Below are 23,183 nucleotides of genomic sequence, written 5' to 3'. Positions count from 1 at the left end.
CTCTTCTCTTCGCTCAGTCCTCGATCATCCGCCGGTGGCCGCGCGGGCAGGTGCCCCAGGTGCAGTCGAAGAACCCTTCGTCGAGATCCATCTCCATCCGCCAGTGGTCGCGGCAGTAGCACGCGTCGCACTCGGGGCAGAAGAACGGCGCCCACTCGAACCAACCCTGCCACAGCGTCCGCGCGTCGTGCGCGTCGATCGCCGCGATGGCTCTGGCGTACCTGCCGTCCTCCGGCATCTCCTGCCACATGGAAAAGAAGATGGAGAGGACCAGCCGGTGGCGGCCCGCGGTGGGGGAGGGAACCACCTCCACGCGCCCCGCGAGGGCACCGCATTCGGCGCAGGTGAACTCGGCGGCGTGAGGCATCAGGGGTGCGAAAGTGCGAAGGTGCGAGAGTGCGGAACCATCGCCGAGATGAAGTCCGCGAAGGCGGACTGCGTGCCGTTGTAGCCGCGAGTTCACTCGCCTTTTCGCGATTCATCTGCATCGCCCGATGCCGTTCTGTCGATAGGGGGAAGCAAAACGGCCGGCGGAACCCTCGTCCGCCGGCCGTCATCCGCCCGCTCAGTCGCGCATCGCGCCGGGGTCCAGCCCCACCTCGCGGCACCAGTCGGCGTAGGCGAAGGGGGAGATCTCGCTGGGCTTGATCTCGCTGCGGCCGCCCCAGAACACGTTGGTGTAGCCCACGTGGATCCCCGCCTCTTCCAGGTGCCGGTCGATGGCGGCCTTGTGAGCCAGCACGGCTTCCTTCTCGGTGCCGTGCGCCACGCCCATGATGTTCACGTTGGCGAACTCCGGCCCGCCCTCGCGCCAGTAGGCGTGCGTCATCACGTAGTGGCGCCCCACCTCGCGGCCGGCGTCGATCTCGCGGCCGGGCGGCACCTGCCAGTGGAAGAGCGCGTTGTAGCGCGTCACCCGCTCGCCCGCGGCGTTCGGCTTGTAGTGCTCCAGGAAGGTGGAGAAGCGCCCGATCACCTTCCGCTCGTTCAGCCCGCGCGCCACGCGCACGAACGTCTCCAGCGGCACGCCGGCCTCCCCGGCGCGCGCGGTCCACGGGTTCTCGCGCACCTCGTCGACGTCCAGCTCGCGCTTCAGCGCGATCAGCACCCGCCACTCCAGCTCGCTCAGTTCCACCACGTGGGTGTCGATCACGGCGCCCAGCTCGGCGGAGCGCGCGCCCGGCTCCAGCCCGCGCCGGCGCACGTGGCCCACGCCCAGCGTGAAGAGGTTCTTCGCGGGAAGGAGCTTGTACGAGAGCGCGCCGGTGCGCTGCGCCAGGTAGTCCGCGTGCTTCCGCATGGAGAAGCCCTGCGGCACCTTCAGCGTGGTCCACAGCCGGTAGCGCGAGCCGGGCGTCTCGCGGTCGGTGGAGCGGATCACCACGTGGCCGGAGAACGGATCGTCGCGGAACAGCGTCTCGAACGCCGCCTCCAGCTTCTCCTGCGGCACCTCCCAGGCGACCAGCGCGCCGGGGGCCAGGTTCGTGGCCATCAGCGTCTGCCGCACGCGGCGGATGGTCCCCGAGGCCAGCATGGCTCGGACGCGCTCCAGCACCGTCTCCAGCTCCACGCCGCTCAGCCGGGCGATCTCGCGGAACGGCTCCTCCTGGAACCCCTGCAGCCGGTCCTCGGAAACCGCCAGGATCGCCGCGTTCACCGGGTCCGCGGTGTCGACGGGGATGGTGGCGGCGGATGGTTCTTGATCGATCATGGTACTTCTTTCTGTTGAACTGAAGTCCTGAGTCCAAAGTCCCAAGTGCCAAGTGGTAAACACTTTCGCACTCTCGCACTTTCGCACTTTCGCACCATCAGTCGTCGCCCGTGGACGGCGCCTCGCCCGGCTTCCTCAGCGTGAGCTTGTATGCCTCGGGCGGGGCGTTGGGCTTCACGCGGACGGACTTGGCGGGGATGCCGACGTTCACGTGGTACGGGCGCACGTCCTTGGTGGCCACCGCCATGGCGCCCACCATGGCGTTCTCGCCCACGTTCGTGCCGGCCAGCACCGTGGGCAGGTCGCTCACGTCCTGCTGGTCCACGATGGAGTGCGTGTGCGAGTAGATGTTGGCGTAGTCGCTGATGGACACCTTGTTGCCGAGGACGATGCCGCCGCGGTCGTCCAGCAGCACGTGGCGGTGCACCACCACGTCGTCGCCCACCTCCAGGTTGTACCCGAAGCTGAACTCCACGAAGTGGAACGCCTTGAAGTTGCGGCCCACGCGCTTGAAGATGTACGGCGCCAGCACCCGCCGGAAGCGCACGCCCAGGTGGATGTTCTGCCCCAGCGGGCTCTTGTCGAACATCTGCCACATCCACAGCAGCGGCTTGCGCTCGCTGAACTTCTCCGCGTCGATCTCGGCGTAGTATTCCGGCTCCAGCGTCACGTTGCGCGCGTCCATCTGCGCCAGCGCCACCCGCGTGGCCAGCGGCAGCGTGGACGGGTCGGCGTTCGCCAGCCCGGGGTGGTAGATCTCCGTCAGCACCCGGCGGCACAGCTCCCAGCGGTCGTCGCCGCGCGCCAGCGCCGCGTCGATCTCGCCCAGCCAGCGGTCGTACAGCTCGGTGGTTTCCGCCGGCAGGTTCACCTGGCGGAGCGGATATATGGGCATGGTGTAAACCGTCCGTCTCGGGGCTCGCGTCTGACTACCGATCACCCCCAAGCTAGGCACCCGCGCAACCCCGCGTCAAACACGCCATGGAGATGAGTTCGCCGCCCGGACGCCGCATCTCCATCCCCCGTTGTGCGTTCGGCCGGATCAGGCGATATTCCGCGCGCCATCCGTTCCCCATCCTCCCGATTCCCATCTCCATCCTCATTTTCCCGGAGTTCTTCGTGTCGACCCAGACCGTTCCCCAGACCAAGTTCTGCACCGCCTGCGGCAACCAGATCCACATGATGGCGGAGATCTGCCCCGTGTGCGGCGTGCGCCAGATGATGGCCCCGCAGCAGTTCGCGTACATGCCCGGGCCGCCGCGCAAGGACAAGGGCCTGGCCGCGGTGCTGGCCCTGCTCCTCGGCGGCCTCGGTGTGCACAAGTTCTACCTGGGCAAGGTGGGCCAGGGCGTCCTGTACCTGATCTTCTGCTGGACGTTCATCCCCGCGATCGTCTCCTTCATCGAGGGCATCGTCTACCTCTCGCAGTCCGAGGAGTCCTTCCAGCGCTCCATCGGCGCGCCCTACCGCACCGGCGGCTTCTCGATGTGATTCGCCGGCTCGCGGCCAAAGACGTCATCCTGAGGCCAGCCACGCCGTAAGTTGCTCCCACACAGAAACTTGCAGGCCGAAGGATCCATAGCCGGTTCAGCACGTCGGCAGAGGAAACGCACGGCGAAATTCGTCGGGTCCACACGCGAAACCGGGCGTGGAGCGCAAATCGCCGCTCCACGCCCGGATTCCGTTTCGGGAGATGGGGATCAGTTTCGGGAGATGGAGATCAGTTTCGGGAGATGGGGATCAGTTTCGGGAGATGGGGATCAGCGCGCGATGCTCACCATCACCCCGCCGGGAAGGGGGGAGATGGCGACGCCCGCGGCCGCCGCCGAATCGCCCCGCGCGCGATGGGCGTGGAGGCGGTGGATGGTGTAGCGGCTCGCCGCAATGCCGATCAGCCCGCCGCCCACCACGTCGCTGGTCCAGTGCCGGTCCTCGTACACGCGCGACCAGCCCACCAGCGACGCGGTGCCGTACGCCAGCGCCGTCACCCACGGCTTCCGCGCCTCCTCGGAGATGGACGCGGCGAGCGAGAACGCCACGACCGCGTGGCCGGACGGAAAGGACTGCCACCGGTCCTGCCGGCTGAACGGCTTGAAGCGGTGCGGATCGTCGGTGAACGACGGGCGCTCGCGGCCGGCGGCGAACTTCACCGCGCCGTTCGCCACGCCCGACGCGAGCAACGCGATGGCCACGTGCTCCGCCGCCTGCGCGGTCTTCGGCGCGTGCGCCAGTCGCCCGGCCGCGTACGTCCCGGCGAGCGCAACGACTGCGTACTGCGGTCGGCCCAGGTAGTTCAGCCGGTCCGACGCCCACTCGTACCGCGTTCCGCCGCCGTCCGGAACCCCGCTCTCGATGGTCCGGTCCAGCAGCACCGAGCCGGCGAAGAGCGCCGCCGCGCCCGCCCACAGCGCCCACTCGCGCGGTGCGTGCGCCTGCGCGGCCGAGGCGTGCGGCGTCGCGAGCGCAAGCATCAGCGCGGCGGAGATCCGGCGGAGCGTCATCGTCAGCGTCGTTGGGTCGTGAGGGGCGATTGGAGAGCGCTGGAAGATGGCGAACGCACCGCGCGCCGCGACAGTGCTGCCGCGGCGCGCGTTCCCGATTCCGATCTCGATCAGCCGATGCGGATCAATCCCCCGTCGCGCCCACGGGGTTGCCGAGCGGCACCTTTCCGCGCCGCGACCGGCCGATCATCTCGAAGACGATCACGGGGATGGCGAGCGGCATGGACAGGAAGAGCGCGATGTCGGCCACGTTGCCGGGCGGCAGCCAGTACTCGCCCCAGCGGAACGAGATGTAGTCCGTCACGCCCCAGTGCACCACGCGCTCGCCCAGGTTGCCCAGCATTCCGCCCAGCACCAGCCCGATGAACACCCACGCCCACGCCCGGTGCTGCCGCGGAAAGCGGTGCCCGCGCCCCAGGATCTGCAGCAGCACGATGGCCCCCAGCACCGCCGCCACCACCGCGATGATCTTGCGCGTGGCGATGGGAAAGTTGTCCCACAGCCCCAGCACCATCGCGGGGTTGCGCACGTGCCAGAAGGCCAGCTTCCCCGGGATCACCTCGCGCAGGTCGTCCAGGGGGATGTTCATGGCGATGAGGAACTTGGTCGTCCAGTCCAGCAGCGCCACGCCCAGCGCGATGCAGAGCGTGGGGATCCAGCCGCGCATGGGCTCGTGGTCCGACTTGCGCCGGCCGGGCGAGCGCTCGGGATCTTCGTAGCCGCGCCGGAACCCCAGCGCATGGCGGACCGCTTTCCTGATCGTGTGGCTCGAAGGACTCACGTGGCAGTGCTCCGGGTGGTTCGATGACCGTTGCACCAGCAAATCATTTCAAGATGCGGGCCGACCGCCGCCAGGGCGCGCGGATGCCGTCGCATCTCCATCGCCACCCCAGCTCGCGTAAATTCCCCACGGATGTCAACCTGAGGGCGCGAACCTGCTTAACCCTTTTTCACGCAAAAAGTTGCCGCGCCTGAAGGATTTCCTCGATTCGAGCAAACGCGCCCGCAACGTAGCAGGCGAGAGAAAATCCTTGACGTGCAAGCCGGGGAACAGCTGTGTAGCGCAGCTGTCCCAATCCGTAGTGATCTGCGAGGTCCGCAGGCCACAGGCGTTGGCCCGACCCAGAAGCCACGAAGCCTCGCCGCGATTGGCGAGGCTTCGTGCGTTGCGGCTGCTGGCGCGTGAGCGCTGCGCGTCAGGGGCAGGGGCAGCGCTGCGGGGCGTCGCTGCCGAAGCTCTGGCAGGCGCCGCAGGTGTCGTTGGCCAGGTTGACCGTGTAATCCTGCGTGGTGCACCCCACACAGCTCAGCGCGCCGTTGTTCGTGGCGCAGTTCGCCGAGGCGCCGCCCGTGCCGCAGGTGCCGGTGCCGCCAAAGCCGCAGTCCGGGCTGTCGGTCTCGATCACGCAGTACGCATTTCCGCAGGTGTGCGGACCGCAGCTGTTCACCGCCTGGCAGGTGTTTTCGCGAAAGGTGCCGTGTCCGCGCACCGTCCCCAGGCCCTGCGCCTGCGAGGCCGTCGCGAACGACTCCACCGCGAGCTCCTCGACCTCCAGCTTCAGCTTCTTCATCCCGATCTCCTGTCGATGGGTGGGTTGCCGTGCCGTTCGCCGGGTGTGGCGCGCCTTTCCTGCCGGACTTCTCACGATGCACGGCTGGCCCCGCCAAGCTAAAGTCGGACGAGGGGCACGGAAAGGGACACGGCAGGAGGATGAATGAACTCGAACCTTCTGCATCGCAACCAGGCGTCTCGTCCGCCGCGGACGCGCGGCGGCGGATGCCGGAAGTGTCCCGCCACGCCTTGGGTAGTGACTCCTTTTGACATGGACGAATCGAACAGGTAGATTGTCGTGCCTGGGTTTCGCTGGTTTCCCCTGCATGGGAGAGGGAGATGGCGCGCCAACGCACGAAGCAGAGTGAGCCGTGCCCGCACTGCGGGGGCACGTCGGTGTGGAGCAACGGAAGCAGCCGGACTCACCGGCGATGGAAGTGCGGGGACTGCCGGAAGAGCTTCGGGACGACGCTGGGCACCCCGATGTACCGGCTGCGGACGAAACCGGACGAGATCGCGAAAGCGCTGCTGGTGGTGATGCGGCGCGGGAGCCTGCGGGCAGCGGAAGAGATCACGCGTCACAAATACGAGACGATCCGCGAGTGGCTGCTTGCGGCGGGGGCGCAGGCCGAGGCGCTGACGGAGGCGCTGGTGAAGGATCTGGAGCTGGACGAGGTGGAAGTCGACGCCTTCTGGTCGTTTGTCGGAAACGCGGTAACAGCGCTCCAGAGGGGCCAGGTAAGGCACCGCGGGTGGGCCGTGCCGCCCTGCGTGGGGCAGCGAAGCAGGCGCGGGATGAGAAGCGAGGGGAGCGGTGGGGGTGCCTGAGCCAGCACCGGGCGAGCCGGTTCGTGGTGGCGTTCAGCGGGAAGCCGACCGAGCAGGAAGCCGCGGCCGAAGTGGTGCCGCTGACGCGCGAACGGACGGCGGGACGGCGCGGCATCCGGTGGATCAGCGACGGCCTGCGCGCGTACCGGGACCTGGTCGGCAAAGTGTACCGCGATCCGGTGCGCGTCGGCCGCTACCGCAAGCGCAGGGTGCTCGCACCCGGCGTGGGGCTGACGCAGATCGTGAAGCACCGGGTGGGTGGCCGGGTCACGAGGATCACGACCCGGCACTGCTTCGGGGAGGAAACCCTCCATCCACACACGGTCCGGGTGGAGCGCCTGAACGGCTGCCTGCGGGACCGGCTCGGCTGCATGACCCGCAAGACTCATGGGTTCGCCAAGCAGGTCGGGACGTGGCATGCGGCTCTGGGCATGGGAATCTTCGAGCACAACTGGCTGCGCCCGCACCCGGCCTTGCGCGAGGAGGCAGCGGAGTTGCCGAAAGGCCACCGCTATCGCAGGCGCACACCCGCGATGGCGATCGGGCTGACCGATCACGTCTGGAGCTGGACCGAGTTTCTGACCCGCAGAGTTAGTCACTGAGTAAGGGAGTCGCTACCACGCCTTGCATTCGCGCCCATCCTCCGCCAAACTACCGGTTTACGCACAGTCCGCCGCGCGCGCCGAAAACCGCCCGCGGCGAAAGAGGCATCCCCCGACTCCGGACCGGCACCCTGTTCGAGTTCCAGGTACAGGCCACGGATGGCGCCGCGCGCGCCGGCGTGCTCAGTCTGCCGCACGGCGAGGTGCGCACGCCGGTGTTCATGCCCGTGGGCACGCAGGCCACGGTCAAGACGCTCACGCCGGAAGAGGTGGAGGGGCTGGGGGCGCAGATCATCCTGGGGAACACGTACCACCTGTACCTGCGCCCCGGGCACGACGTGGTGCGCACGATGGGCGGTCTGCACGCGTTCCAGGGATGGAGCCGGCCCATCCTGACCGACTCGGGCGGCTTCCAGGTGTTCTCGCTGAGCGACATCAGCACCATCGGCGAGGACGGGGTGGAGTTCCAGAGCCACATCGACGGCTCGCGGCACCTGTTCACCCCCGAGCGGGTGATGGAGATCGAGCGGGCGCTGGGGGCCGACATCATCATGGCCTTCGACCAGTGCCCGCCGGGGCAGAGCAGCCGCGAGAAGGCCACCGAGGCGTACGAGCGCACGCTCCGCTGGCTGGCGCGCTGCCGGGTCGCCTTCGACCGCATCGCCGCGGAAGACGGCGACGGGCCGCTGCAGACGCTCTTTCCCATCGTGCAGGGCGGCATCCATCCCGAGCTGCGCGTGGCCTCGGCGCGGGGGACGCTGGCGAGCGGCGACTGGCACGGAATTGCCATCGGCGGCCTCAGCGTGGGCGAGCCCAAGCCGCTGATGCACGAGATGCTCGACACGCTGCGCCCGGAGCTGCCGGACCGGCTCCCGCGCTACCTGATGGGCGTGGGCTACCCGGACGACCTGCTGGAGGCCATCGGCCGCGGCGTGGACATGTTCGACTGCGTGGCGCCCACGCGGAACGGGCGCAACGGCGCGGTGTGGATCACCGCCGAGGGGCAGGTGAACATCAAGCAGCGCCGCTTCCTGACCGACGCGGGGCCGCTGGACCCGGAGTGCGGCTGCTACACCTGCACCCGCTACACCCGGGCGTACCTGCGGCACCTGTTCGTGGCGGGCGAGGGGCTCAGCATGCGGCTGCTCTCGATCCACAACCTGCACTTCCTGGTGAACCTGGCCAACCAGGCCCGCGACCACATCATCGCGGGCGACTACGCCGGCTGGAGCCGCGCCTGGCTGGACCGCTTCGCCGCCGGGAAGGCCGCGGCCGTGGCGGCCAGGGGCTGAACGGGCGCATCGATGCCCGGGATTGGAAATCCCGGGCAACAACGGCACAACGTCCCTCCGGGACTGCTCCCCCGCATCGGGGTGATGTAAAGGATTTTTGTGCTCGCTGTGAGTGAAGCGGGCCAGCAAGGCGGGCAGGATGCAGCCGCGAGCACCAATGTGGTCACGCTACCTCTCCCGGTACGGGAGAGGTGGATGGCCTGAGCCGGCCGGAGAGGGCTCGATGGCGAGGGCCGCGCGAATGCAGGCGACGGGCAGGACCGATCCAATCAACCGAAGCAAATCAACCGAGTTACGGAGACGGCTTAGATGAACACCGCGATGCTGATGCTGGCGCAGACGGGGTCGAGCGCGATCGGGACGCTCGTGTTTCCGCTCGCCATCCTGGCCATCTTCTACTTCATCCTTATCGTCCCCCAGCGCAGGCAGCTGAAGGAGCACCAGAACCTGGTCTCCGCGCTGCAGAAGGGCGACCAGGTGGTGACCGCGGGCGGGCTGATCGGCGAGATCACGGGGATCAAGGACGACGCCGTGCAGCTGCGCACCGGCACCAGCACGGTGGTGGTGGAGAAGAGCCGCATCGTGAAGCGCACCGGCGGCCCGGGCGTGGAAAAGCCGGCCGCGGAGAAGTGAGGCCATGCCGCTGCTGAAGATCGAGACGCTGGGCTCGGACGTGCTGCGCCGCCGCGCGGGCGAGATGGAGGTGCCGGCGCAGGACGCCGAGCTCGACCAGCTCATCAGGGACATGTTCGAGACGATGTACGACGCCCGCGGCATCGGCCTGGCCGCGCCGCAGATCGGCCTGAGCAAACGCCTGATCGTGGTGGACGTGGGCGACGAGTCGGGGAAGGAGATGGGTCCCTTCGCCCTGTTCAACCCCAGGGTCGTGGAGTCCAGCGCCGACACCGAGAAGCAGGAGGAGGGGTGCCTCAGCATCCCCGGTGTGACCGGCGCGGTGGAGCGGCCGTACAGCGTGACCGTGGAGGGCGTGGACCGGCAGGGGAACCCCGTGCGCATCGAGGCCGACGCCATGCTGGCGCGCTGCCTCCAGCACGAGATCGACCACCTGGACGGCATCCTGTTCATCGACCGGATGTCGCCGCTGAAGCGCAACATGGTGCTGCGCAAGTACCGCAAGCAGGCCGCGTCGTGAGAGTCGTCTTCTGGGGTACCCCGGAGTTCGCGCTTCCCGCGCTGCGCGCCCTGGGCGACGAGGGGCACGACGTGGCCGCGGTGGTCACCCAGCCCGACCGCCCCGCCGGCCGCGGCCGCGAGATCGCGAAGTCGCCCGTGAAGGTGGAGGCCGAGGCGGAAGGAATTCCCGTGCTGCAGCCGGAGAAGGCGCGCGGCGACGAGTTCATCGCGCAACTGCGCTCGTTCGACGCGGACCTGTCCGTGGTGGTCGCGTACGGGCAGATCCTGAAGCCCGAAGTGCTGGAGGTGCCGCGGCTGGGGTCGGTGAACATCCACGGGTCGCTCCTGCCGGGGCTGCGCGGCGCGGCGCCGGTGCAGTGGGCCATCATCAACGGGCTGGAGACGACCGGCGTCACCATCATGCGCATGGATGCCGGGCTGGACTCCGGCCCCATGCTGCTGCGCGTGGAGGAGCCGATCGAGCCCGACGAGTCGGCGTGCGAGCTGGCCGGGCGCCTGGCCGAGATCGGCGCCGAGGCGCTGGTCGAGGCGCTGGCGCTGCTCGAGGCCGGGCAGCTGGTGGAGGAGGCGCAGGACCACGCGGGGGCCACCTACGCGCCCAAGCTCACGCGCGAGCTGGCGCGGCTCGACTGGACGAAGCCCGCCGCCGAGGTGGCACGCTGGATCCGCGGGCTGGACGACGTTCCCGGCGCCTGGAGCCCGCTCGGCACGCGTGGCCCGGTGAAGCTCTTCCGCCCGGCGATCGAAACGGCGTCCGGCGAGCCGGGGACGGTGCTGGACGCCGGCGACCGGGTGGAGGGAATCCTGATCGCCTGCGGCAGCGGCGCGGTCCGCGTGCGCGAGGTGCAGCCCCCCGGGAAGCGCCGCATGAACGCCGCCGAGTGGGTGCGCGGCCGCGGCGTCTCCGCGGGCGACCGCTTCGGCGTTGGCGCCTGAGCGCATCCCCCTCCTCCACGCGGTGACGGACGATTCCGTCATTGCGCGCGCGGATTTCGCCGAAAGAGCGGGGGAGGTGCTCGCGGCCGGCGGCGCGGACGTCGCCCTGCACCTGCGCGCGCCGCGGGCCTCCGGGCGGCGGATGCACGCGCTGGCGGTGCGGTTGATGGAGATCGCGCGCGCGTCCGGCTCGCTCCTCGTGGTCAACGACCGCGTGGACGTGGCGATGGCGGCCCGCGCGTACGGCATCCAGCTCGGCGCGCGCGGGCTCTCTGTCGCCGACGCGCGGCGGATGGTGGGCGATGCGATGCGCATCGGCGCATCGGTGCACGCGGTGGACGAGGCGCGGCAGGTGATCGAATCAGGCGCGGACTGGCTGATGGCGGGGACGATCTTCGCATCCGCCTCGCACCCGGGCCGCAGCGGCGCGGGGGTGCGGCTGATCGGGGAGCTGGCGGCGCTCGGGCGGCCGGTGATCGCCATCGGCGGGATGACGCCGGAGCGCGCGGCGGAGGTGCGGCGCGCAGGCGCGACGGGGATCGCCACGATCCGGGGCATCTGGGACGCGCCATCGCCCAACGATGCGGCGAGGCGATTCATCGACACCTGGCGCCAGGAGGAAGCGTGAACGGACGCAATTGGCAGGTTCTTCTCGTGCTGGCGATCGTGGCGGCACTGGTCGCGTATCTCGGTACTCTTTCCGAGAACGTGGGCGATCTGCTACAGGGAATGGCTATCGGTCTGGCGATCGGGGCCTTCGGTTCCTGGATGGCCGAGCGGCGCGTCGGTGAACGGGTGTAGGGGAGCATGGCAGAGATGATCACCGCCGCCGCGGCGCAGGTCCGCGTGAACGGCGACGAGCGCGAGGTGCCCGCGGGCCTCACCGTGGCGGGGCTGCTGGAGCACCTCGGCCTGCACCCGCGCATGGTCGTGGTCGAGCGCAACGGCGAAATCCTCCGCCGTGACACGCTCGACGGCCTCCGCGTGGAGCCGGGCGACGCGTACGAGCTGGTGCACTTCGTCGGCGGCGGGTGAAGTCGCAAGTCCAGGCTTCGAAAGGGCGAATGAATTCGCGGCAACATCGGCCCGAAGTCCGCCTTCGCGGACTCGCTCGGCAGCATCCCGGCGACGCACTGCCATCTGTGCTGCACTGAGTTCTCCCCCTCCCCCGCGGAGCGGGCGGAGGGACCGGGGGGAGGGGCCAGCCAGGCGGGCAGGATGTCTCCACCATGCGCTGTCAGCTCTCCTCGCACTGGGTTCCAGTCCTGTGAAGACCGATCTCGAACGATCTTGGAGGGATACATGGCCACGCTGATCGCCGACCCCATCACCGATTCGCCGATCGCCGGCGCCGCGCAGGCGGACGACGCGCCGCTCGTCATCGGCGGGCGGGCGCTGCGCTCGCGGTTGATGGTGGGGACGGGGAAGTACCGCTCCAACGAGCAGATGGTGCGGGCCATCGAGGCCTCCGGCGCCGAGGTCGTCACCGTCGCCGTCCGGCGCGTTGATCTCGACCGGACGAAGGAGGAGGGCGTCCTCTTCCATCTCGATCCCCGGCAGTATCTGCTCCTTCCCAACACCGCCGGGTGCTACACGGCCGGGGACGCCGTCCGCTACGCGCGCCTGGCCCGCGCCGCCGGCTTCACCGACTGGGTGAAGCTGGAGGTGATCGGCGACCAGGAAACGCTTCTCCCCGACGCCGACGCCACCCTCCGCGCCGCGAAGGAGCTGGTCGCCGACGGCTTCACCGTGCTGGCGTACACCAACGACGACCTGATCACCGCGCTGCGGCTGGAGGACGCCGGGTGCGCGGCGGTGATGCCGCTGGCGTCGCCCATCGGCAGCGGACTCGGGCTCGTGAACCCGTACAACATCCGGACGATCAAGTCGCGCCTCTCCGTCCCCGTGATCGTGGACGCAGGGGTTGGGACGGCGTCGGACGCGGCGGTCACGATGGAGCAGGGCGTGGACGGGATCCTGATGAACACCGCGCTGGCCGAGGCGCGCGACCCCGTCCGCATGGCGCGCGCGATGGCGCTGGCCACCGAGGCGGGGCGGCTGGCGTACCTGGCCGGGCGGATGCCGCGGCGCGAGCGGGCGGTGCCGTCGTCGCCCCTGGCGGGGATGCTGGACTGACCGCGGCGATGGCGGGCGGCGGGCAGGTCACCGCGAGCCGGCGCGCGGCGCTGGAGGTGCTGCAGCGCGTGCGCGGCGGCGACCTGGCGGACCGCGCCTTCGACCACCTGGCGCAGCGGCTGGACTCGCGCGACCGCGGCTGGGCGCAGGAGCTGGTGTACGGCACCTTCCGCCTCCGCGGCCGCATCGACCACATGCTGGGCGCGCTGCTCCGCGACGGGCTGGCGTCGCTCGACCCCGACGTGCTGGACGTCCTCCGGCTGGGCGCGTACCAGCTGCTGGAGATGGACAGCGTTCCCGCGTACGCCGCCGTTTCGCAGTCGGTGGACCTGGCGCGGATCGCCGGGGCGCCGCGGGCGGCGGGGCTGGTGAACGGCGTGCTGCAGAACCTCCAGCGCCGCCGCGAAACCCTCCGCTTCCCGGACTTCGATCGCGATCCGGCGGCCTACCTGGAGACGTGGGGATCGCACCCGCGCTGGCTGGTGGAGCGGTGGATCGCCCGCTGGGGCGCCGACGACGCGCGGGCGCTGGTGGAGGCCGACGACCGCCGCCCCGAGCTCTACATCCGCCCGCTCGGCATCTCCGCGGACGAAGCGCGCGCCCGGCTCGGCGAGGCGGAGATCGCCTCCGAGCCGGTGGCCTTCTCGCCCGACTCGGTGAAGATCCTGCCGCCCGCGGGGGCGCTGGAGGCGCTGGCCGCCGTCCCCGCGGTGGTGCAGGACCCGGCGGCGGCGCTGGTCGTCCGCTACGCCGCCGTCCCCGAAGGAGCGACGGTGATCGACCTGGCCGCCGCGCCGGGCGGGAAGGCGCTGGGGATGGCGGAGCGCGCTGCCCACGTGGCCGCCGCCGACCTGTCGCCGCGGCGGATCGCGCGGGTGGCCGAGAACGCGGCGCGCATTGGCTGGGGCGGGCGCATCGGCCCGGTGGTCGCCGACTCGCGGCATCCCCCCTTCCGCGCGGCCGGCGCGGTGCTGCTGGACGCGCCGTGCACGGGAACGGGCACCTTCCGCCGCCACCCCGACGGCCGCTGGCGGGTGACGCCCGACGACCTGGCCGCGCTCGCCGCGCTGCAGACGGAGCTGCTGGAGGCCGCGGCGGCGCTGGTGAAGCCGGGCGGCGTGCTGGTGTACTCGACGTGCTCGCTGGAGCGAGAGGAGAACGAGGAGCGAGTGGAGGCTTTCCTGGCGGACCATCCCGACTTCGAGCCGCGCCCCGAGCCGGGCACCGTTCCCGCGGAGCTCGTGGACGCGGCGGGGCGGCTCTGCGTGCTGCCGCAGCGCCAGGGCGTGGACGGCGCCTTCGCCGCGCGGCTGGGGAGGCGCGGGTGAAGGCCGCCATCCGCAAGAAGGCGGTGCCGCCGCGCCCGCGCGGGCCCGGCGTGCGCCAGCGGGTGAAGGCGTACTTCGACGAGCGCAGGCTGCTGAAGTACATCATCTACTGCGGCCTGGGCGGCTTCTTCGCGGGCTACCTCTTCATCACCCTGCTCTTCTTCCCCGGCTTCGGGCGCTCGGCCATCGTCACCGTGCCCGACGTGCGGGGGATGAACCAGGCCGCCGCCCGCCGCGCGCTGTCGAAGGCGGGGCTGGAGGTGCAGCGCGGGCCCACGCTGAACCATCCGCGCGTCCCCGCCAACCGCGTGCTGAGCCAGGTGCCGCTCCCCGGGCAGGAGGCGGCGCGGGGAAGCGCGGTGCGGCTCATCTTCAGCGCGGGGCCCGACCGGCGCGCCGTGCCGTCGATCGAGGGGATGGACAAGGACGACGCGATCGGGCTGCTGCAGCGGATGGGATTCCAGGTGCGGCTGCGCACCGTCCCCAACATGAAGGATGAAGGTTCGATCCTGGCGATGGACCCGCGCGCCGGCTCGCAGGTGCCCATGCCGGGGATCGTGGTGCTGACGCTGAGCGCGGGCCCGCCGAAGATCCTGGCGCCAGGCGTGACGGGGATCTCGCAGGACGAGGCTGCGGCGCGGCTCGAGGCCGCGGGGCTGCGGGTGGGGCGCATCTCGTACGACTCCGCGTCCACCGCGCCGCTGGGCGACGTGGTGGGGCAGAGCCCCGAGCCCGGCGACAGCGTGCGCATGGGCGGCTCGGTGCGGATCACCATCTCCGGCCGCAACCCCCACCCGCCGCCCCCGCCCGCCCCGGTCGATTCCGCCGCGGCGATGCCGGACACGGTGTTCCTGGGCGACGAGCCGCCCGCCGCGCCCGCTCCGCCCCCGCCGCCTCCCGCGCCGAACGACGGCGGGACAAAGCGCGGGGGACGGGGGTAGAGCGGGGCGATCGGCACCGCGCCCTCGTGAACATGGGCGCAACAAGAGGCTCCCCGTAGCGCGGATGCCACCGAGCCACCCTCTCCCGGAACGGGCCCCGGAACGGGAGAGGGTCGCGCCCTCCGGCGCGGGGTGAGGGCGGCGCGAGGCCCGCGGAAACGCACCTCCGGCACGGCTGCGCCGACGCGCTTCCGGGTGCATCGAGGGAACGGGGATGCGCCCGGATCATGGGGATGCGCCCGGACATGCAGTTCCAACAGGCTCCGACCGACACATGAGCGAGAGCAACCGCAGGCAGTGGATCATCGTGGGCGCCGTCGTGCTCGTGCTGGCGGCGCTCGTGGGCGTGGGGTGGATGTCGCGCTCGCGCTTCCTTCCCGTGGACGTGGGCTCCAGCGCGCCCGAGGTGCACGCGAAGGACCTCCGCGGCCGCCCCGTTAAGCTGAGCGATTTGCGCGGCGAGGTGGTGCTGCTGAACATCTGGGCCACCTGGTGCGGCCCCTGCCAGCAGGAGATGCCCTCCATGCAGCGGCTGTACGAGAAGATGCGTCCCGAGGGGCTGCGCATCGTGGCCGTGAGCATCGACGCGGGCGAGGGCACGGTGGACCCCGACGGGCACGCCGGCGGCGACGTGGCCGGGTTCGCGCGCGACTACGCGCTGACCTTCGACATCTGGCACGACCCGTCGGCCGCCATCGGGCGCGACTACCGCACCACCGGCGTGCCCGAGAGCTTCCTGGTGGACCGCGACGGGAGGATCGTGAAGAAGGTGATCGGGGCCACGGAGTGGGACGACCCGGCCACCGTGGAGCTGATCCGCCGCATCCTGAAGGGATGAAGGGCGTGCGGCTCTCGCTGCGCCGGCTGACCGCGCGCTGGAAGCTGAAGCTGGCGGCGCTCGCGCTGGCCATCCTCCTGTGGGTGGTGGTCAGCGCCGAGCAGACGACCACGCAGTGGATTCCCGTGCGCGTGGACCCGGTGGTCCGCGACCCCGAGTTCGTGCTGGCCGGCGGCCCCGAGCCCGGCGTGGTGCGCGTGCGCTTCCAGGGCCCCGGCCGCGAGCTGTGGGAGCTGGCGCTGGAGCGCCCCGTGCTGGTCCTTCCGCTCCGCGAGGTGGGGAACGCCCGCTCCTTCGCCATCGACCCCGCGATGGTCACCCTCCCCGAGGGCGTGCGCAACGTGCGGGCGACCGACGTGCGCCCGGCCATCGTCCGCGTGGAGCTGCAGCGCCTGGCCACGCGCAGCGTTCCGGTCCGCCCGCGCTTCGGCGCCCAGTCGCTGCAGCGGTACGTGGTGGGCGACTCGCCCGCCGTCTTCCCCGCCGAGGTGCGGCTCACCGGGCCGGAGGAGGCGCTGGCGCAGGTCGAGTCGGTGCCCACGCGCGCCTTCGAGATCGTTCCCGACGACAGCGCCTTCTCGCAGCGCGTCTTCCTCGACACCGCCGGGCTGCACGGGATCACCCTCTCCACGCAGGAGGTGCGGGTGCGCGGCCGCGTGGACCGGCGCGTGGACCGCGTCTTCGCCATGGTGCCCGTCTCCGCGCCGGAGAAGCTGATGGTCTCGCCCGCCCAGGTGCGGGTGACCGTATCCGGCCCCGACCGCCGCGTCCGGCAGATCGCGCCGCCCTCGCTGCGCGCGAGGGTGCCCCGCGATTCGCTCCCGGCCACCGTCCCCGGCGGGGGGATGCAGGCCCCGGTGGTGGTCGACGGGCTGCCGCCGGGCGTGACGGCGCACGCCGTTCCCGGCCGCGTCCAGGTGATGCCCGAACCGGCGATGCCGGGGCTCCCCCCCATCCCGCCCGACAGCGGCGTCGTGAGGCCGCGGTGAGCGCGTCGCTGGTGCTGGGGATCGAGACCTCGTGCGACGAGACCTCCGCCGCCGTGCTGCGCGGCGAGACGGAGCTGCTGGGGCACGTGATCTTCACGCAGGACATCCACCGCCTCTACGGCGGCGTGGTCCCCGAGCTGGCCAGCCGCGCGCACCTGCGCACGCTGGACGACGTGGTGGACGGCGCGCTGCGCGAGGCGGGCGTGGGGCTGGGCGACGTGGACGCCTTCGCTGTGACCACGGGGCCGGGGCTGATTGGAGCGCTGCTGGTGGGCGTGGCCTGGGCGAAGGCGGCGGCGTGGGCCGAGGGGAAGCCCGTCGTCGGCGTGCACCACATGGAGGCGCATCTCTTCGCCACGCAGCTGCAGTACCCGGACGCGGCGCCGCCCTTCGTCGCCCTGCTGGTCTCCGGAGGCCACACCATGCTGCTGTGGGTGCCGCGATGGGGCGAGTACCACCTGCTGGGGGCGACGAGGGACGACGCGGCGGGCGAGGCGTTCGACAAGGCGGCCAAGCTGCTGGGCCTCGCGTACCCCGGCGGCCCGTCCATCCAGGCGGCGGCGGAGCAGGGGGAGCCCAGGCGGCACCCGCTCCCGCGCCCGCTGCTGAACCGGGGCCAGCGTCCGGGCGAGGCCGGGTACTACGACATGTCGTTCAGCGGATTGAAGAACGCGCTCCGCCTCCTGGTGCGCGCCCTGGAGAAGGAGGGGCGATTGGAGGCCGAGATCCCGCACGTGGCCGCCGCCTTCCAGGCCGCCGTGGTCGACGTGCTGGCCAGCAAGACCATGCGCGCGGTGAAGGAGTTCGGCTGCCGGCGCGTGGTGCTGGGCGGCGGCGTGGCGAACAGCCGCGCGCTGCGTGAGGCGATCCGCTGGCGGCTGGGCAAGGGCGGCGACGTGTTCGCCCCCGCGCCGCGCCTTTCCACCGACAACGCCGCGATGATCGCCCGCGCCGGCGTATTCCGCCTGGAGCGCGGCGAGACGTCGGGGCTGGACCTGAACGCCCGCGCGGACCTGCCGTTTCCCGGGCTGGTGAAGGGGTAAGCCGCGGCTGGCGTGTTTCGACGGACGGGGATAACCAATCGCGAGGAGAGCCGGCGTCGATCAAAACGGCATCCTGCCCGCCCGGCCGGCCCCCTCCCCCGGCCCCTCCGCTCGCTCCGCGGGGAAGGGGAGCACACAACGCGGGGGACGCGCCACCGGCACACCGCTGCTTGCGTTGGACCGGAGGCGGCAGGCCGCGCCCGAGGCTGGGCCACCCCCCTCGCCCGGTACGGGAGAGGGCGAGCGCTCTAAGGCGCGGGGAGAGGGCCGCGCGAGGCTGCGGACGCACACCTGCGTGAGGGATGCGCGCCCGAAGGGCCGGGACACCGCCGCGCGCGCATCGAGGCTGGAGAAGCGCGCCGATGCCAGGCGCGGCGGGGGCCCGGCGCGGTTGGGCACAGTCGTATCGTGCCCTACCGCGCGCGCAGCCCGGTTTGGCGTCTCGGCGCCAAACACGCCCAGAATCGCAGTTGAAATCGGTTCTTCCGACGATTGGCACGCGCGTCGCATCTGCCGTGTGCGAATGCGCGCCTGAGACGAACACACCCGAGGCCCGGCCGCCGGTTGATCACGCTTCTCCACGTTTCGGACCTGCACTTCGGCCCGCCCTACCTGCAGCACGTGGGCGAGGCGGTGCAGGCGTTCGCGGCGCGGCTCAAGCCCACCGCCATCATCGCCTCGGGCGACTTCACGCAGCGCGCCAAGCCCGAGCAGTTCGCGGCCGCGCGGGCGTTCCTGGACCGCTTTCCCCCCGTGCCCACGGTGGTGACGCCGGGGAACCACGACGTGCCGCTGTACCGCGTGGCCGAGCGGATGCTGGACCCGTACCACCACTACCGCGCGCACATCCTGCGCGAGCTGGATACGGTCACGAAGATCCGCGGCGCGACCATCGTGGCGCTGAACTCCACCGCGCCGCGCCGCGCCGTGACCAACGGGCGCATCCACGGCTGGCAGCTGGAGATGGCGCGCGAGGCCTTCGCCGGGCTCCCCGACGAGGAGCTGCGCATCGTGGTGGCGCACCACCACTTCGCGCCGCCGCCGGACTTCGAGGGCGGCGAGGCCATGCCCAAGGCGCAGCGCGCGCTGGACGCCTTCACCGCCATGAAGGTGGACATGATCATGGGCGGCCACCTGCACCGCGCGTACATCGGCAACTCGCTGGACGTGTACGCCGGCACCGACCGCGAGCACGGCATCGTGATCGTGCAGAGCGGCACCAGCACCTCGCGCCGCGGCCGCGCGCGCGAGGCCGAGAAGAACTCGCTGAACGTGCTGCGGCTGGACGGCCGCACCATCCGCGTGACGCACTACATGTACTTCGACGAGGCGCACGACTTCGTGCCGACGAGCCGCCACCTCTTCTTCCGCCGCGGCCGCCCGCCGATCGACGCCGCGGGGCGCGCCGAGGTGGAGGCCATCTTCACCGACGACCGCGAGGAGCCGCGCCGATGAGCCAGCGCACCGGCCGGGTGGGGCGGATCGCCGCCGCCGCGGGCGCCGTGCTGGCGGCCGGCGCCGCGGCGCTGTACGTGGTCCGCGCGCTCCGCCGCCGCGCCAGCGAGGCGCCGATGGTGGCGTCGACCCACCGCGGGCCCACCGCCGGGCGGCCGCTGCGGGTGATCCGCGGCGGGGCGGGGGAGGGGTAGATGGCGCGCTCGCGCGGGATCCGGCTGGCGTCGTGGGCGCTCGGGGGGCTGCTCCTGGGTGCGGCGCTGGCGTTCCTGCTGGGGAACATCGTCGCGCGCACGCGCCCCGGCCACGAGTGGGTGCTGCGGCAGACGCTGCGCGCGCTGGGCGGCTCCATCAAGGGCGGCAGGCTGGTGGTGGCCCGCGTGGACGGGAACCTGTTCGAGGGCGCCAAGCTGTACGGCGTGACGCTGAAGGACACGCAGGGACGCGCCTTCATCCTGGCCGACAGCGCGTACGCCAAGTACGACGTGCGCACCCTGCTGGCGCCCAAGATCGTCATCGACTCGCTGACGCTGTACCGGCCGCGCATCTGGGTCTTCCGCATGCCGGGCGACTCGCTGTGGAACTACCAGGCGATCTTCGCCGACACCACGCCGGTAGACACCACGCGCCCCCGCGTGGAGCGCTCCACCGACCTGGGCTTCGTGCGGCTGGTGAACGGCCGGGTGACGGTGGAAACGCCGTTCCGCGCCGACACCACCCTCTCGCCCGCGGCGCAGCGCCGGCAGATGCGCCAGTTCCTCTCCGACACCTCGGACGTGGTGATCCACGAGGTGAAGGGCGGCAAGGGCGGCTACGTCCGCACCGTGGACCTGCTGCAGGTGAACGGCTCGCTCTCCTCCGTCCGCTTCGCGCCGGGCTCCAGCCTGGGGACCAAGGCGAAGATCGACTCGCTGCGGACGAACATCCACTTCTACCGCCGGCCCATCGTCGTCACCCACATGGAGGGGCAGTTCGCGCTTCCCGGGGCGGAGATGAGCAGCACCGGGTACGCGAAGTACGGCGGCCTGAAGACGGGGTTCGCGGAGTTCGACATCCCCCTCGCGCGGTTGCCGCACAGCAGGCTGGCGCTCTCGGGCGTGGTGCGCTTCGACAACTATCCCCGCTGGTTCAACCCCGCGCTGGGGCCGATGTACGACATCGCCTTCCGCGGCGACTCGGTGAGCTTCCGCGACTTCCAGTGGCTCTACCCCCGCTTCCCGGGCGACCTGGGCGGCTCGCTGAACCTGTTGATCGAGACGCGCCCCGCGGGGCTGATGATCGACACGCGCAACGCCCGGCTCAGCGCGCCGGGAACGCGCATCGTGGGGAACTTCGGGATGATCCTGGGCGACACGCTGCAGTTCGTGGACGTGAACGTCGAGTCGCAGCCCATCCGCGTCTCCCTCATCGAGCGGATGATGCCCACGGGGCTCCCCGTCCGTGGCCTGGTCCTGGGCGGCGTGGCCATCCGCGGCAACAACGCTCCCGATCGCGCGAACGAGTCCCCCGCCGACACCACGGCCGGCGGCGACACCGCGGCCGCGCGCCCGCAGCGCCGTCCGGGAGCGACCCTCCGCTGATCGTCCGCGCGTCGTGGATGAAAACGAGCCCGCCCGGCACTCGCCGGGCGGGCTCGATCGCTCCGGGCGAGCCGATCAGCTCCCGCTCCCGATCACCGGGCCCTCGGGCGCGTTGCCGGAGCCGAGTTGCCCGGTGTTCGCGTCCGCCGGAGCGGCGATGCCCACGCCCGCGCCGATGCCGGGGCTCGCGTCGAAGAGGGCGCCCGAGCCGAGCTGGCCGGAGTTGGCGTCGGGTGGGGGAAATACGCCCGCGCCGCTCCCGATCCCCGGGTTGCCGTCGCGGGAGATGCGGGCCGATGCGGGGGTGGTGGGGCTCGCGGCGCACGCGGCCAGCGCGAGGAGCGCGGCGGCGGGGATGATCCTGCGGGTCATGGAGAGGCTCCGGATGCGGGTCGCTGCGGACGCCGCGCTTCGGCGTCCTGCACCCGAGTCTATCCGCGTCTCCTGCCGCGGTCGCCCTCCGCGCCGCGTGATGCGCCGCGCGCGGGCACGAGGCTGCGCCCGCGCGGAACGAGACGGCCGGCGCCGGACCGCCGCCCGGGACAAACGTCGAGCGCGCCGGAGCATCGGCCCCGGCGCGCCCTGGTCCTGCAGGATGGGAGATGGATCAGCCGAACGCCATCGCCTGCGGCGCCACGGCGGCGAAGGCCGTGCGCGGGGGGAGGGACGGCTCCTCCGCCGGCCCGATCACCCTGCGGACCACGTCGCGGATGCGCGCCAGGTCGCACGGCTTGGAGATGTGCCCCGCGAAGCCCTCGCGCAGCGAGCGCGACTCCGGCCAGGCCAGCACGTCCGCGGTCACGGCCACCACGGGGATCTGCCGCGTCTCCGCGTCCGCCGCGATCATCCGGAAGGACGAGATACCGTCCAGCTCCGGCATGCGGAAGTCCATCAGCACCAGCGACGGCCGCGCGGCGCGCGCGAGCTCGTATCCCTCGCGCCCGTCCCGCGCGTGCAGCACGGCGTACCCGGCGTGCTCCAGGTACAGCCCCGCCAGGATGTGCTGGTCGGGATCGTCGTCCACGATGAGAACGGTCTTGGCCGCCATGGCGCGAGACTCCTCGTGCGCCCCGGGCCGCGGACCCGGAGCGTTGGTTCGGACGGACATGTGGGGATTGAGCAAGATACGAGGTGCGCGCGCGTCCACCAAGACTTTTTTTCGCGCGCGCCGGGGTGATACGCGACGGCGTTCCAGTGCGGCAAACGTGCGATGCGAAAGGAGGCGCCGCGGGCCTCCGTCACCCCTCGCGGTTCTTGTCGATGATGGCGAAGAGGATCAGGAGAAAGGCCACGAGCCGCAGCGCGTAGATCCACACCGAGCCCGTGTCGCCCTCGTGCACGGCGATGGTGAGGGCCGCGCGCTGGACCGCCAGCAGCCAGAACGCCCCCGCGAAGATGGCGAACAGCCGGTCGCGGGTGTCGCGCCAGAAGCGCAGGAAGAAGAGCCCCGCGGCGAGGTACGCCATCACCATGGCGCCGGACACCAGCGCCTTCAGCGCGTCTCCCATACCAGCCCAAAGATCAGCACGAGGAGCCCGGCCAGCGCGGGAAGCGACCGCCAGAGCGAAAGGTCGACGTCGGGAACCATCCGCACGTCGACGAACAGGAGAACGTTGTTCAGCGCCAGCCCCACGAAGCACAGCCCCACCCACAGCAGCAGCCGCACGCGGTTGCGCGCGTAGCCGCGCAGGAGCAGGACCGCGCACGCCGCGCTGGTCAGCGCGCATAGGACGTAGACGAGGGTGGCCATCAGTCCTTCCTCAGCCGGAACGCGTCGGCCAGCGAGCGCACGGGGTCGCGCCGCGCGAACAGCAACCGGATCACCGCCGCGCGGTTGGCCCGGTACGCGGCGGCCACCCGCTCTACCCGCTGCGCGTCGACACCGTCGGCGGCGTAGCGGTACGTGGGCGTGGGCGCGTCGTCCGACGTGGCGAACCCCCGCGCGCGCAGCCGCTCCAGCGTCTTCGCGGCGGACTGGGGGACGGAGAAGAGCGCCTGGCTCAGCGCGTCGGCGGTCCACCCGCGGTCGGGGCTGGAGCACAGCAGCACCAGCGCGTCGAGCTGCTCGGCGCTCTCGACGTGCTCCGCCAGGAATCGTTCGACGTCTTCGGGGATCGCCGGGTCGGGCAACCGTCTCTCCGTCCGCGTGCAGGGCGCGTTCCGCGGCCGGGGCGGCGGAAGCACGGAAGCCGGCACCCGGATGAGAGGTGCCGGATCGATCGGTGTGCACCCCTGCGCCGATGCAGGCACCGCACCTCCGGAGATTCACAGGCCTCCGCGCGCGACGCGTGTGTTA

At 71.4% G+C, this 23,183-nt stretch carries 30 protein-coding genes and 1 pseudogene; 20 read left to right on the top strand and 11 right to left on the bottom strand.

Features of this window, described 5'->3' with window-relative positions:
* Positions 1-13: 13 nt before the first annotated feature.
* The 3 genes from VLK66_RS21555 to VLK66_RS21545 form a co-directional block, all read right to left on the bottom strand.
* Positions 14-367 carry a hypothetical protein gene (locus tag VLK66_RS21555; RefSeq protein ID WP_325311549.1) on the bottom strand — a complete coding sequence of 118 codons (354 nt, stop codon included), beginning with the start codon at positions 365-367 and terminating at the stop codon, positions 14-16.
* A gap of 198 nt (positions 368-565) precedes the next feature.
* The gene (locus VLK66_RS21550) at positions 566-1,711 is read right to left on the bottom strand and encodes a hypothetical protein (protein WP_325311548.1); all 1,146 of its coding nucleotides are present in this window, start codon (positions 1,709-1,711) and stop codon (positions 566-568) included.
* 97 nt (positions 1,712-1,808) lie between these two features.
* On the bottom strand, positions 1,809-2,606 hold the full coding sequence (locus VLK66_RS21545; RefSeq protein ID WP_325311547.1) for an acyltransferase: 798 nt from the start codon (positions 2,604-2,606) through the stop codon (positions 1,809-1,811).
* 284 nt (positions 2,607-2,890) lie between these two features.
* Between VLK66_RS21545 and VLK66_RS21540 the strand changes: the two genes are divergently transcribed.
* Positions 2,891-3,202 (top strand): TM2 domain-containing protein, encoded by a 312-nt coding sequence (locus VLK66_RS21540; RefSeq protein WP_349260531.1) that lies wholly within the window; start codon positions 2,891-2,893, stop codon positions 3,200-3,202.
* Between the two features lie 269 nt (positions 3,203-3,471).
* On the opposite strand, the gene VLK66_RS21535 is transcribed toward VLK66_RS21540, so the two are convergent.
* The 3 genes from VLK66_RS21535 to VLK66_RS21525 all read right to left on the bottom strand — a co-directional run bounded on the left by VLK66_RS21535 (position 3,472) and on the right by VLK66_RS21525 (position 5,783).
* Positions 3,472-4,212, bottom strand: coding sequence for a phosphatase PAP2 family protein (locus VLK66_RS21535; protein WP_325311545.1), 741 nt, complete (start codon positions 4,210-4,212; stop codon positions 3,472-3,474).
* A gap of 124 nt (positions 4,213-4,336) precedes the next feature.
* Positions 4,337-4,993, bottom strand: coding sequence for a signal peptidase II (locus VLK66_RS21530; RefSeq protein WP_325311544.1), 657 nt, complete (start codon positions 4,991-4,993; stop codon positions 4,337-4,339).
* A 415-nt stretch (positions 4,994-5,408) separates the two neighbouring features.
* Positions 5,409-5,783, bottom strand: a complete 375-nt coding sequence (locus VLK66_RS21525; protein ID WP_325311543.1) for a hypothetical protein — start codon at positions 5,781-5,783, stop codon at positions 5,409-5,411.
* 320 nt (positions 5,784-6,103) lie between these two features.
* On the opposite strand from VLK66_RS21525, the pseudogene VLK66_RS28830 reads away from it, so the two are divergent.
* From VLK66_RS28830 to VLK66_RS21435, 19 genes and pseudogenes are all read left to right on the top strand, one after another.
* Positions 6,104-6,214 (top strand): annotated as a pseudogene (locus VLK66_RS28830) (hypothetical protein); the annotation flags it as partial.
* A gap of 33 nt (positions 6,215-6,247) precedes the next feature.
* Positions 6,248-6,592 (top strand): hypothetical protein, encoded by a 345-nt coding sequence (locus tag VLK66_RS21520; RefSeq protein WP_325311542.1) that lies wholly within the window; start codon positions 6,248-6,250, stop codon positions 6,590-6,592.
* Positions 6,593-6,615: 23 nt separating this feature from the next.
* Positions 6,616-7,194 carry a hypothetical protein gene (locus VLK66_RS21515; protein WP_325311541.1) on the top strand — a complete coding sequence of 193 codons (579 nt, stop codon included), beginning with the start codon at positions 6,616-6,618 and terminating at the stop codon, positions 7,192-7,194.
* Between the two features lie 131 nt (positions 7,195-7,325).
* A complete protein-coding gene (gene tgt / locus VLK66_RS21510) occupies positions 7,326-8,486 on the top strand; it encodes a tRNA guanosine(34) transglycosylase Tgt (RefSeq protein WP_414676519.1) in 1,161 nt (386 codons plus the stop codon).
* Positions 8,487-8,795: 309 nt separating this feature from the next.
* On the top strand, positions 8,796-9,119 hold the full coding sequence (gene yajC, locus VLK66_RS21505; RefSeq protein WP_325311540.1) for a preprotein translocase subunit YajC: 324 nt from the start codon (positions 8,796-8,798) through the stop codon (positions 9,117-9,119).
* Positions 9,120-9,123: 4 nt separating this feature from the next.
* Entirely contained in the window at positions 9,124-9,639 is a 516-nt protein-coding gene (gene def / locus VLK66_RS21500; protein ID WP_325311539.1) for a peptide deformylase, read from the top strand.
* Positions 9,636-10,577, top strand: a complete 942-nt coding sequence (fmt, locus tag VLK66_RS21495; RefSeq protein WP_325311538.1) for a methionyl-tRNA formyltransferase — start codon at positions 9,636-9,638, stop codon at positions 10,575-10,577. The genes def and fmt overlap by 4 nt, the downstream gene beginning before the upstream one ends.
* Positions 10,567-11,205, top strand: a complete 639-nt coding sequence (locus tag VLK66_RS21490) for a thiamine phosphate synthase (protein ID WP_325311537.1) — start codon at positions 10,567-10,569, stop codon at positions 11,203-11,205. Before fmt ends, VLK66_RS21490 begins: the two co-directional genes overlap by 11 nt.
* Positions 11,202-11,378 (top strand): hypothetical protein, encoded by a 177-nt coding sequence (locus VLK66_RS21485; protein ID WP_325311536.1) that lies wholly within the window; start codon positions 11,202-11,204, stop codon positions 11,376-11,378. Before VLK66_RS21490 ends, VLK66_RS21485 begins: the two co-directional genes overlap by 4 nt.
* 6 nt (positions 11,379-11,384) lie before the next feature.
* Complete coding sequence (gene thiS / locus VLK66_RS21480) at positions 11,385-11,612, top strand: sulfur carrier protein ThiS (protein WP_325311535.1); 228 nt, start codon at positions 11,385-11,387, stop codon at positions 11,610-11,612.
* Between the two features lie 267 nt (positions 11,613-11,879).
* Positions 11,880-12,713 carry a thiazole synthase gene (locus VLK66_RS21475; protein ID WP_325311534.1) on the top strand — a complete coding sequence of 278 codons (834 nt, stop codon included), beginning with the start codon at positions 11,880-11,882 and terminating at the stop codon, positions 12,711-12,713.
* Between the two features lie 8 nt (positions 12,714-12,721).
* Positions 12,722-14,041 carry a 16S rRNA (cytosine(967)-C(5))-methyltransferase RsmB gene (rsmB, locus tag VLK66_RS21470; RefSeq protein WP_325311533.1) on the top strand — a complete coding sequence of 440 codons (1,320 nt, stop codon included), beginning with the start codon at positions 12,722-12,724 and terminating at the stop codon, positions 14,039-14,041.
* Positions 14,038-14,982, top strand: coding sequence for a PASTA domain-containing protein (locus VLK66_RS21465; protein WP_325311532.1), 945 nt, complete (start codon positions 14,038-14,040; stop codon positions 14,980-14,982). Before rsmB ends, VLK66_RS21465 begins: the two co-directional genes overlap by 4 nt.
* A gap of 274 nt (positions 14,983-15,256) precedes the next feature.
* Positions 15,257-15,820 carry a TlpA disulfide reductase family protein gene (locus VLK66_RS21460; RefSeq protein ID WP_325311531.1) on the top strand — a complete coding sequence of 188 codons (564 nt, stop codon included), beginning with the start codon at positions 15,257-15,259 and terminating at the stop codon, positions 15,818-15,820.
* Entirely contained in the window at positions 15,817-16,809 is a 993-nt protein-coding gene (locus VLK66_RS21455; RefSeq protein WP_325311530.1) for a hypothetical protein, read from the top strand. Before VLK66_RS21460 ends, VLK66_RS21455 begins: the two co-directional genes overlap by 4 nt.
* Positions 16,806-17,852, top strand: a complete 1,047-nt coding sequence (gene tsaD / locus VLK66_RS21450; protein ID WP_325311529.1) for a tRNA (adenosine(37)-N6)-threonylcarbamoyltransferase complex transferase subunit TsaD — start codon at positions 16,806-16,808, stop codon at positions 17,850-17,852. Before VLK66_RS21455 ends, tsaD begins: the two co-directional genes overlap by 4 nt.
* Before the next feature lie 564 nt (positions 17,853-18,416).
* Positions 18,417-19,307, top strand: coding sequence for a metallophosphoesterase family protein (locus tag VLK66_RS21445; protein ID WP_325311528.1), 891 nt, complete (start codon positions 18,417-18,419; stop codon positions 19,305-19,307).
* Entirely contained in the window at positions 19,304-19,501 is a 198-nt protein-coding gene (locus tag VLK66_RS21440) for a hypothetical protein (protein WP_325311527.1), read from the top strand. Before VLK66_RS21445 ends, VLK66_RS21440 begins: the two co-directional genes overlap by 4 nt.
* The gene (locus VLK66_RS21435; RefSeq protein ID WP_325311526.1) at positions 19,502-20,887 is read left to right on the top strand and encodes a hypothetical protein; all 1,386 of its coding nucleotides are present in this window, start codon (positions 19,502-19,504) and stop codon (positions 20,885-20,887) included.
* A gap of 75 nt (positions 20,888-20,962) precedes the next feature.
* Here the strand turns inward: VLK66_RS21435 and VLK66_RS21430 are convergent, their stop codons facing one another.
* From VLK66_RS21430 to VLK66_RS21410, 5 genes are all read right to left on the bottom strand, one after another.
* Positions 20,963-21,259 carry a hypothetical protein gene (locus VLK66_RS21430; protein ID WP_325311525.1) on the bottom strand — a complete coding sequence of 99 codons (297 nt, stop codon included), beginning with the start codon at positions 21,257-21,259 and terminating at the stop codon, positions 20,963-20,965.
* A gap of 235 nt (positions 21,260-21,494) precedes the next feature.
* Positions 21,495-21,935, bottom strand: a complete 441-nt coding sequence (locus VLK66_RS21425) for a response regulator (protein ID WP_325311524.1) — start codon at positions 21,933-21,935, stop codon at positions 21,495-21,497.
* Between the two features lie 190 nt (positions 21,936-22,125).
* Complete coding sequence (locus VLK66_RS21420) at positions 22,126-22,395, bottom strand: DUF5985 family protein (protein WP_325311523.1); 270 nt, start codon at positions 22,393-22,395, stop codon at positions 22,126-22,128.
* Positions 22,380-22,637 (bottom strand): DUF5985 family protein, encoded by a 258-nt coding sequence (locus VLK66_RS21415; protein WP_325311522.1) that lies wholly within the window; start codon positions 22,635-22,637, stop codon positions 22,380-22,382. The genes VLK66_RS21420 and VLK66_RS21415 overlap by 16 nt, the downstream gene beginning before the upstream one ends.
* Positions 22,637-23,017 (bottom strand): hypothetical protein, encoded by a 381-nt coding sequence (locus tag VLK66_RS21410; protein WP_325311521.1) that lies wholly within the window; start codon positions 23,015-23,017, stop codon positions 22,637-22,639. Before VLK66_RS21410 ends, VLK66_RS21415 begins: the two co-directional genes overlap by 1 nt.
* Positions 23,018-23,183 lie beyond the last annotated feature (166 nt).

Origin of the sequence: Longimicrobium sp., assembly GCF_035474595.1 — a bacterium.
In the GTDB taxonomy this organism is placed as follows: domain Bacteria; phylum Gemmatimonadota; class Gemmatimonadetes; order Longimicrobiales; family Longimicrobiaceae; genus Longimicrobium.
The sequence above is the reverse complement of the archived record's forward strand: the minus strand, read 5'-3'. Positions and strand labels throughout refer to the sequence as shown.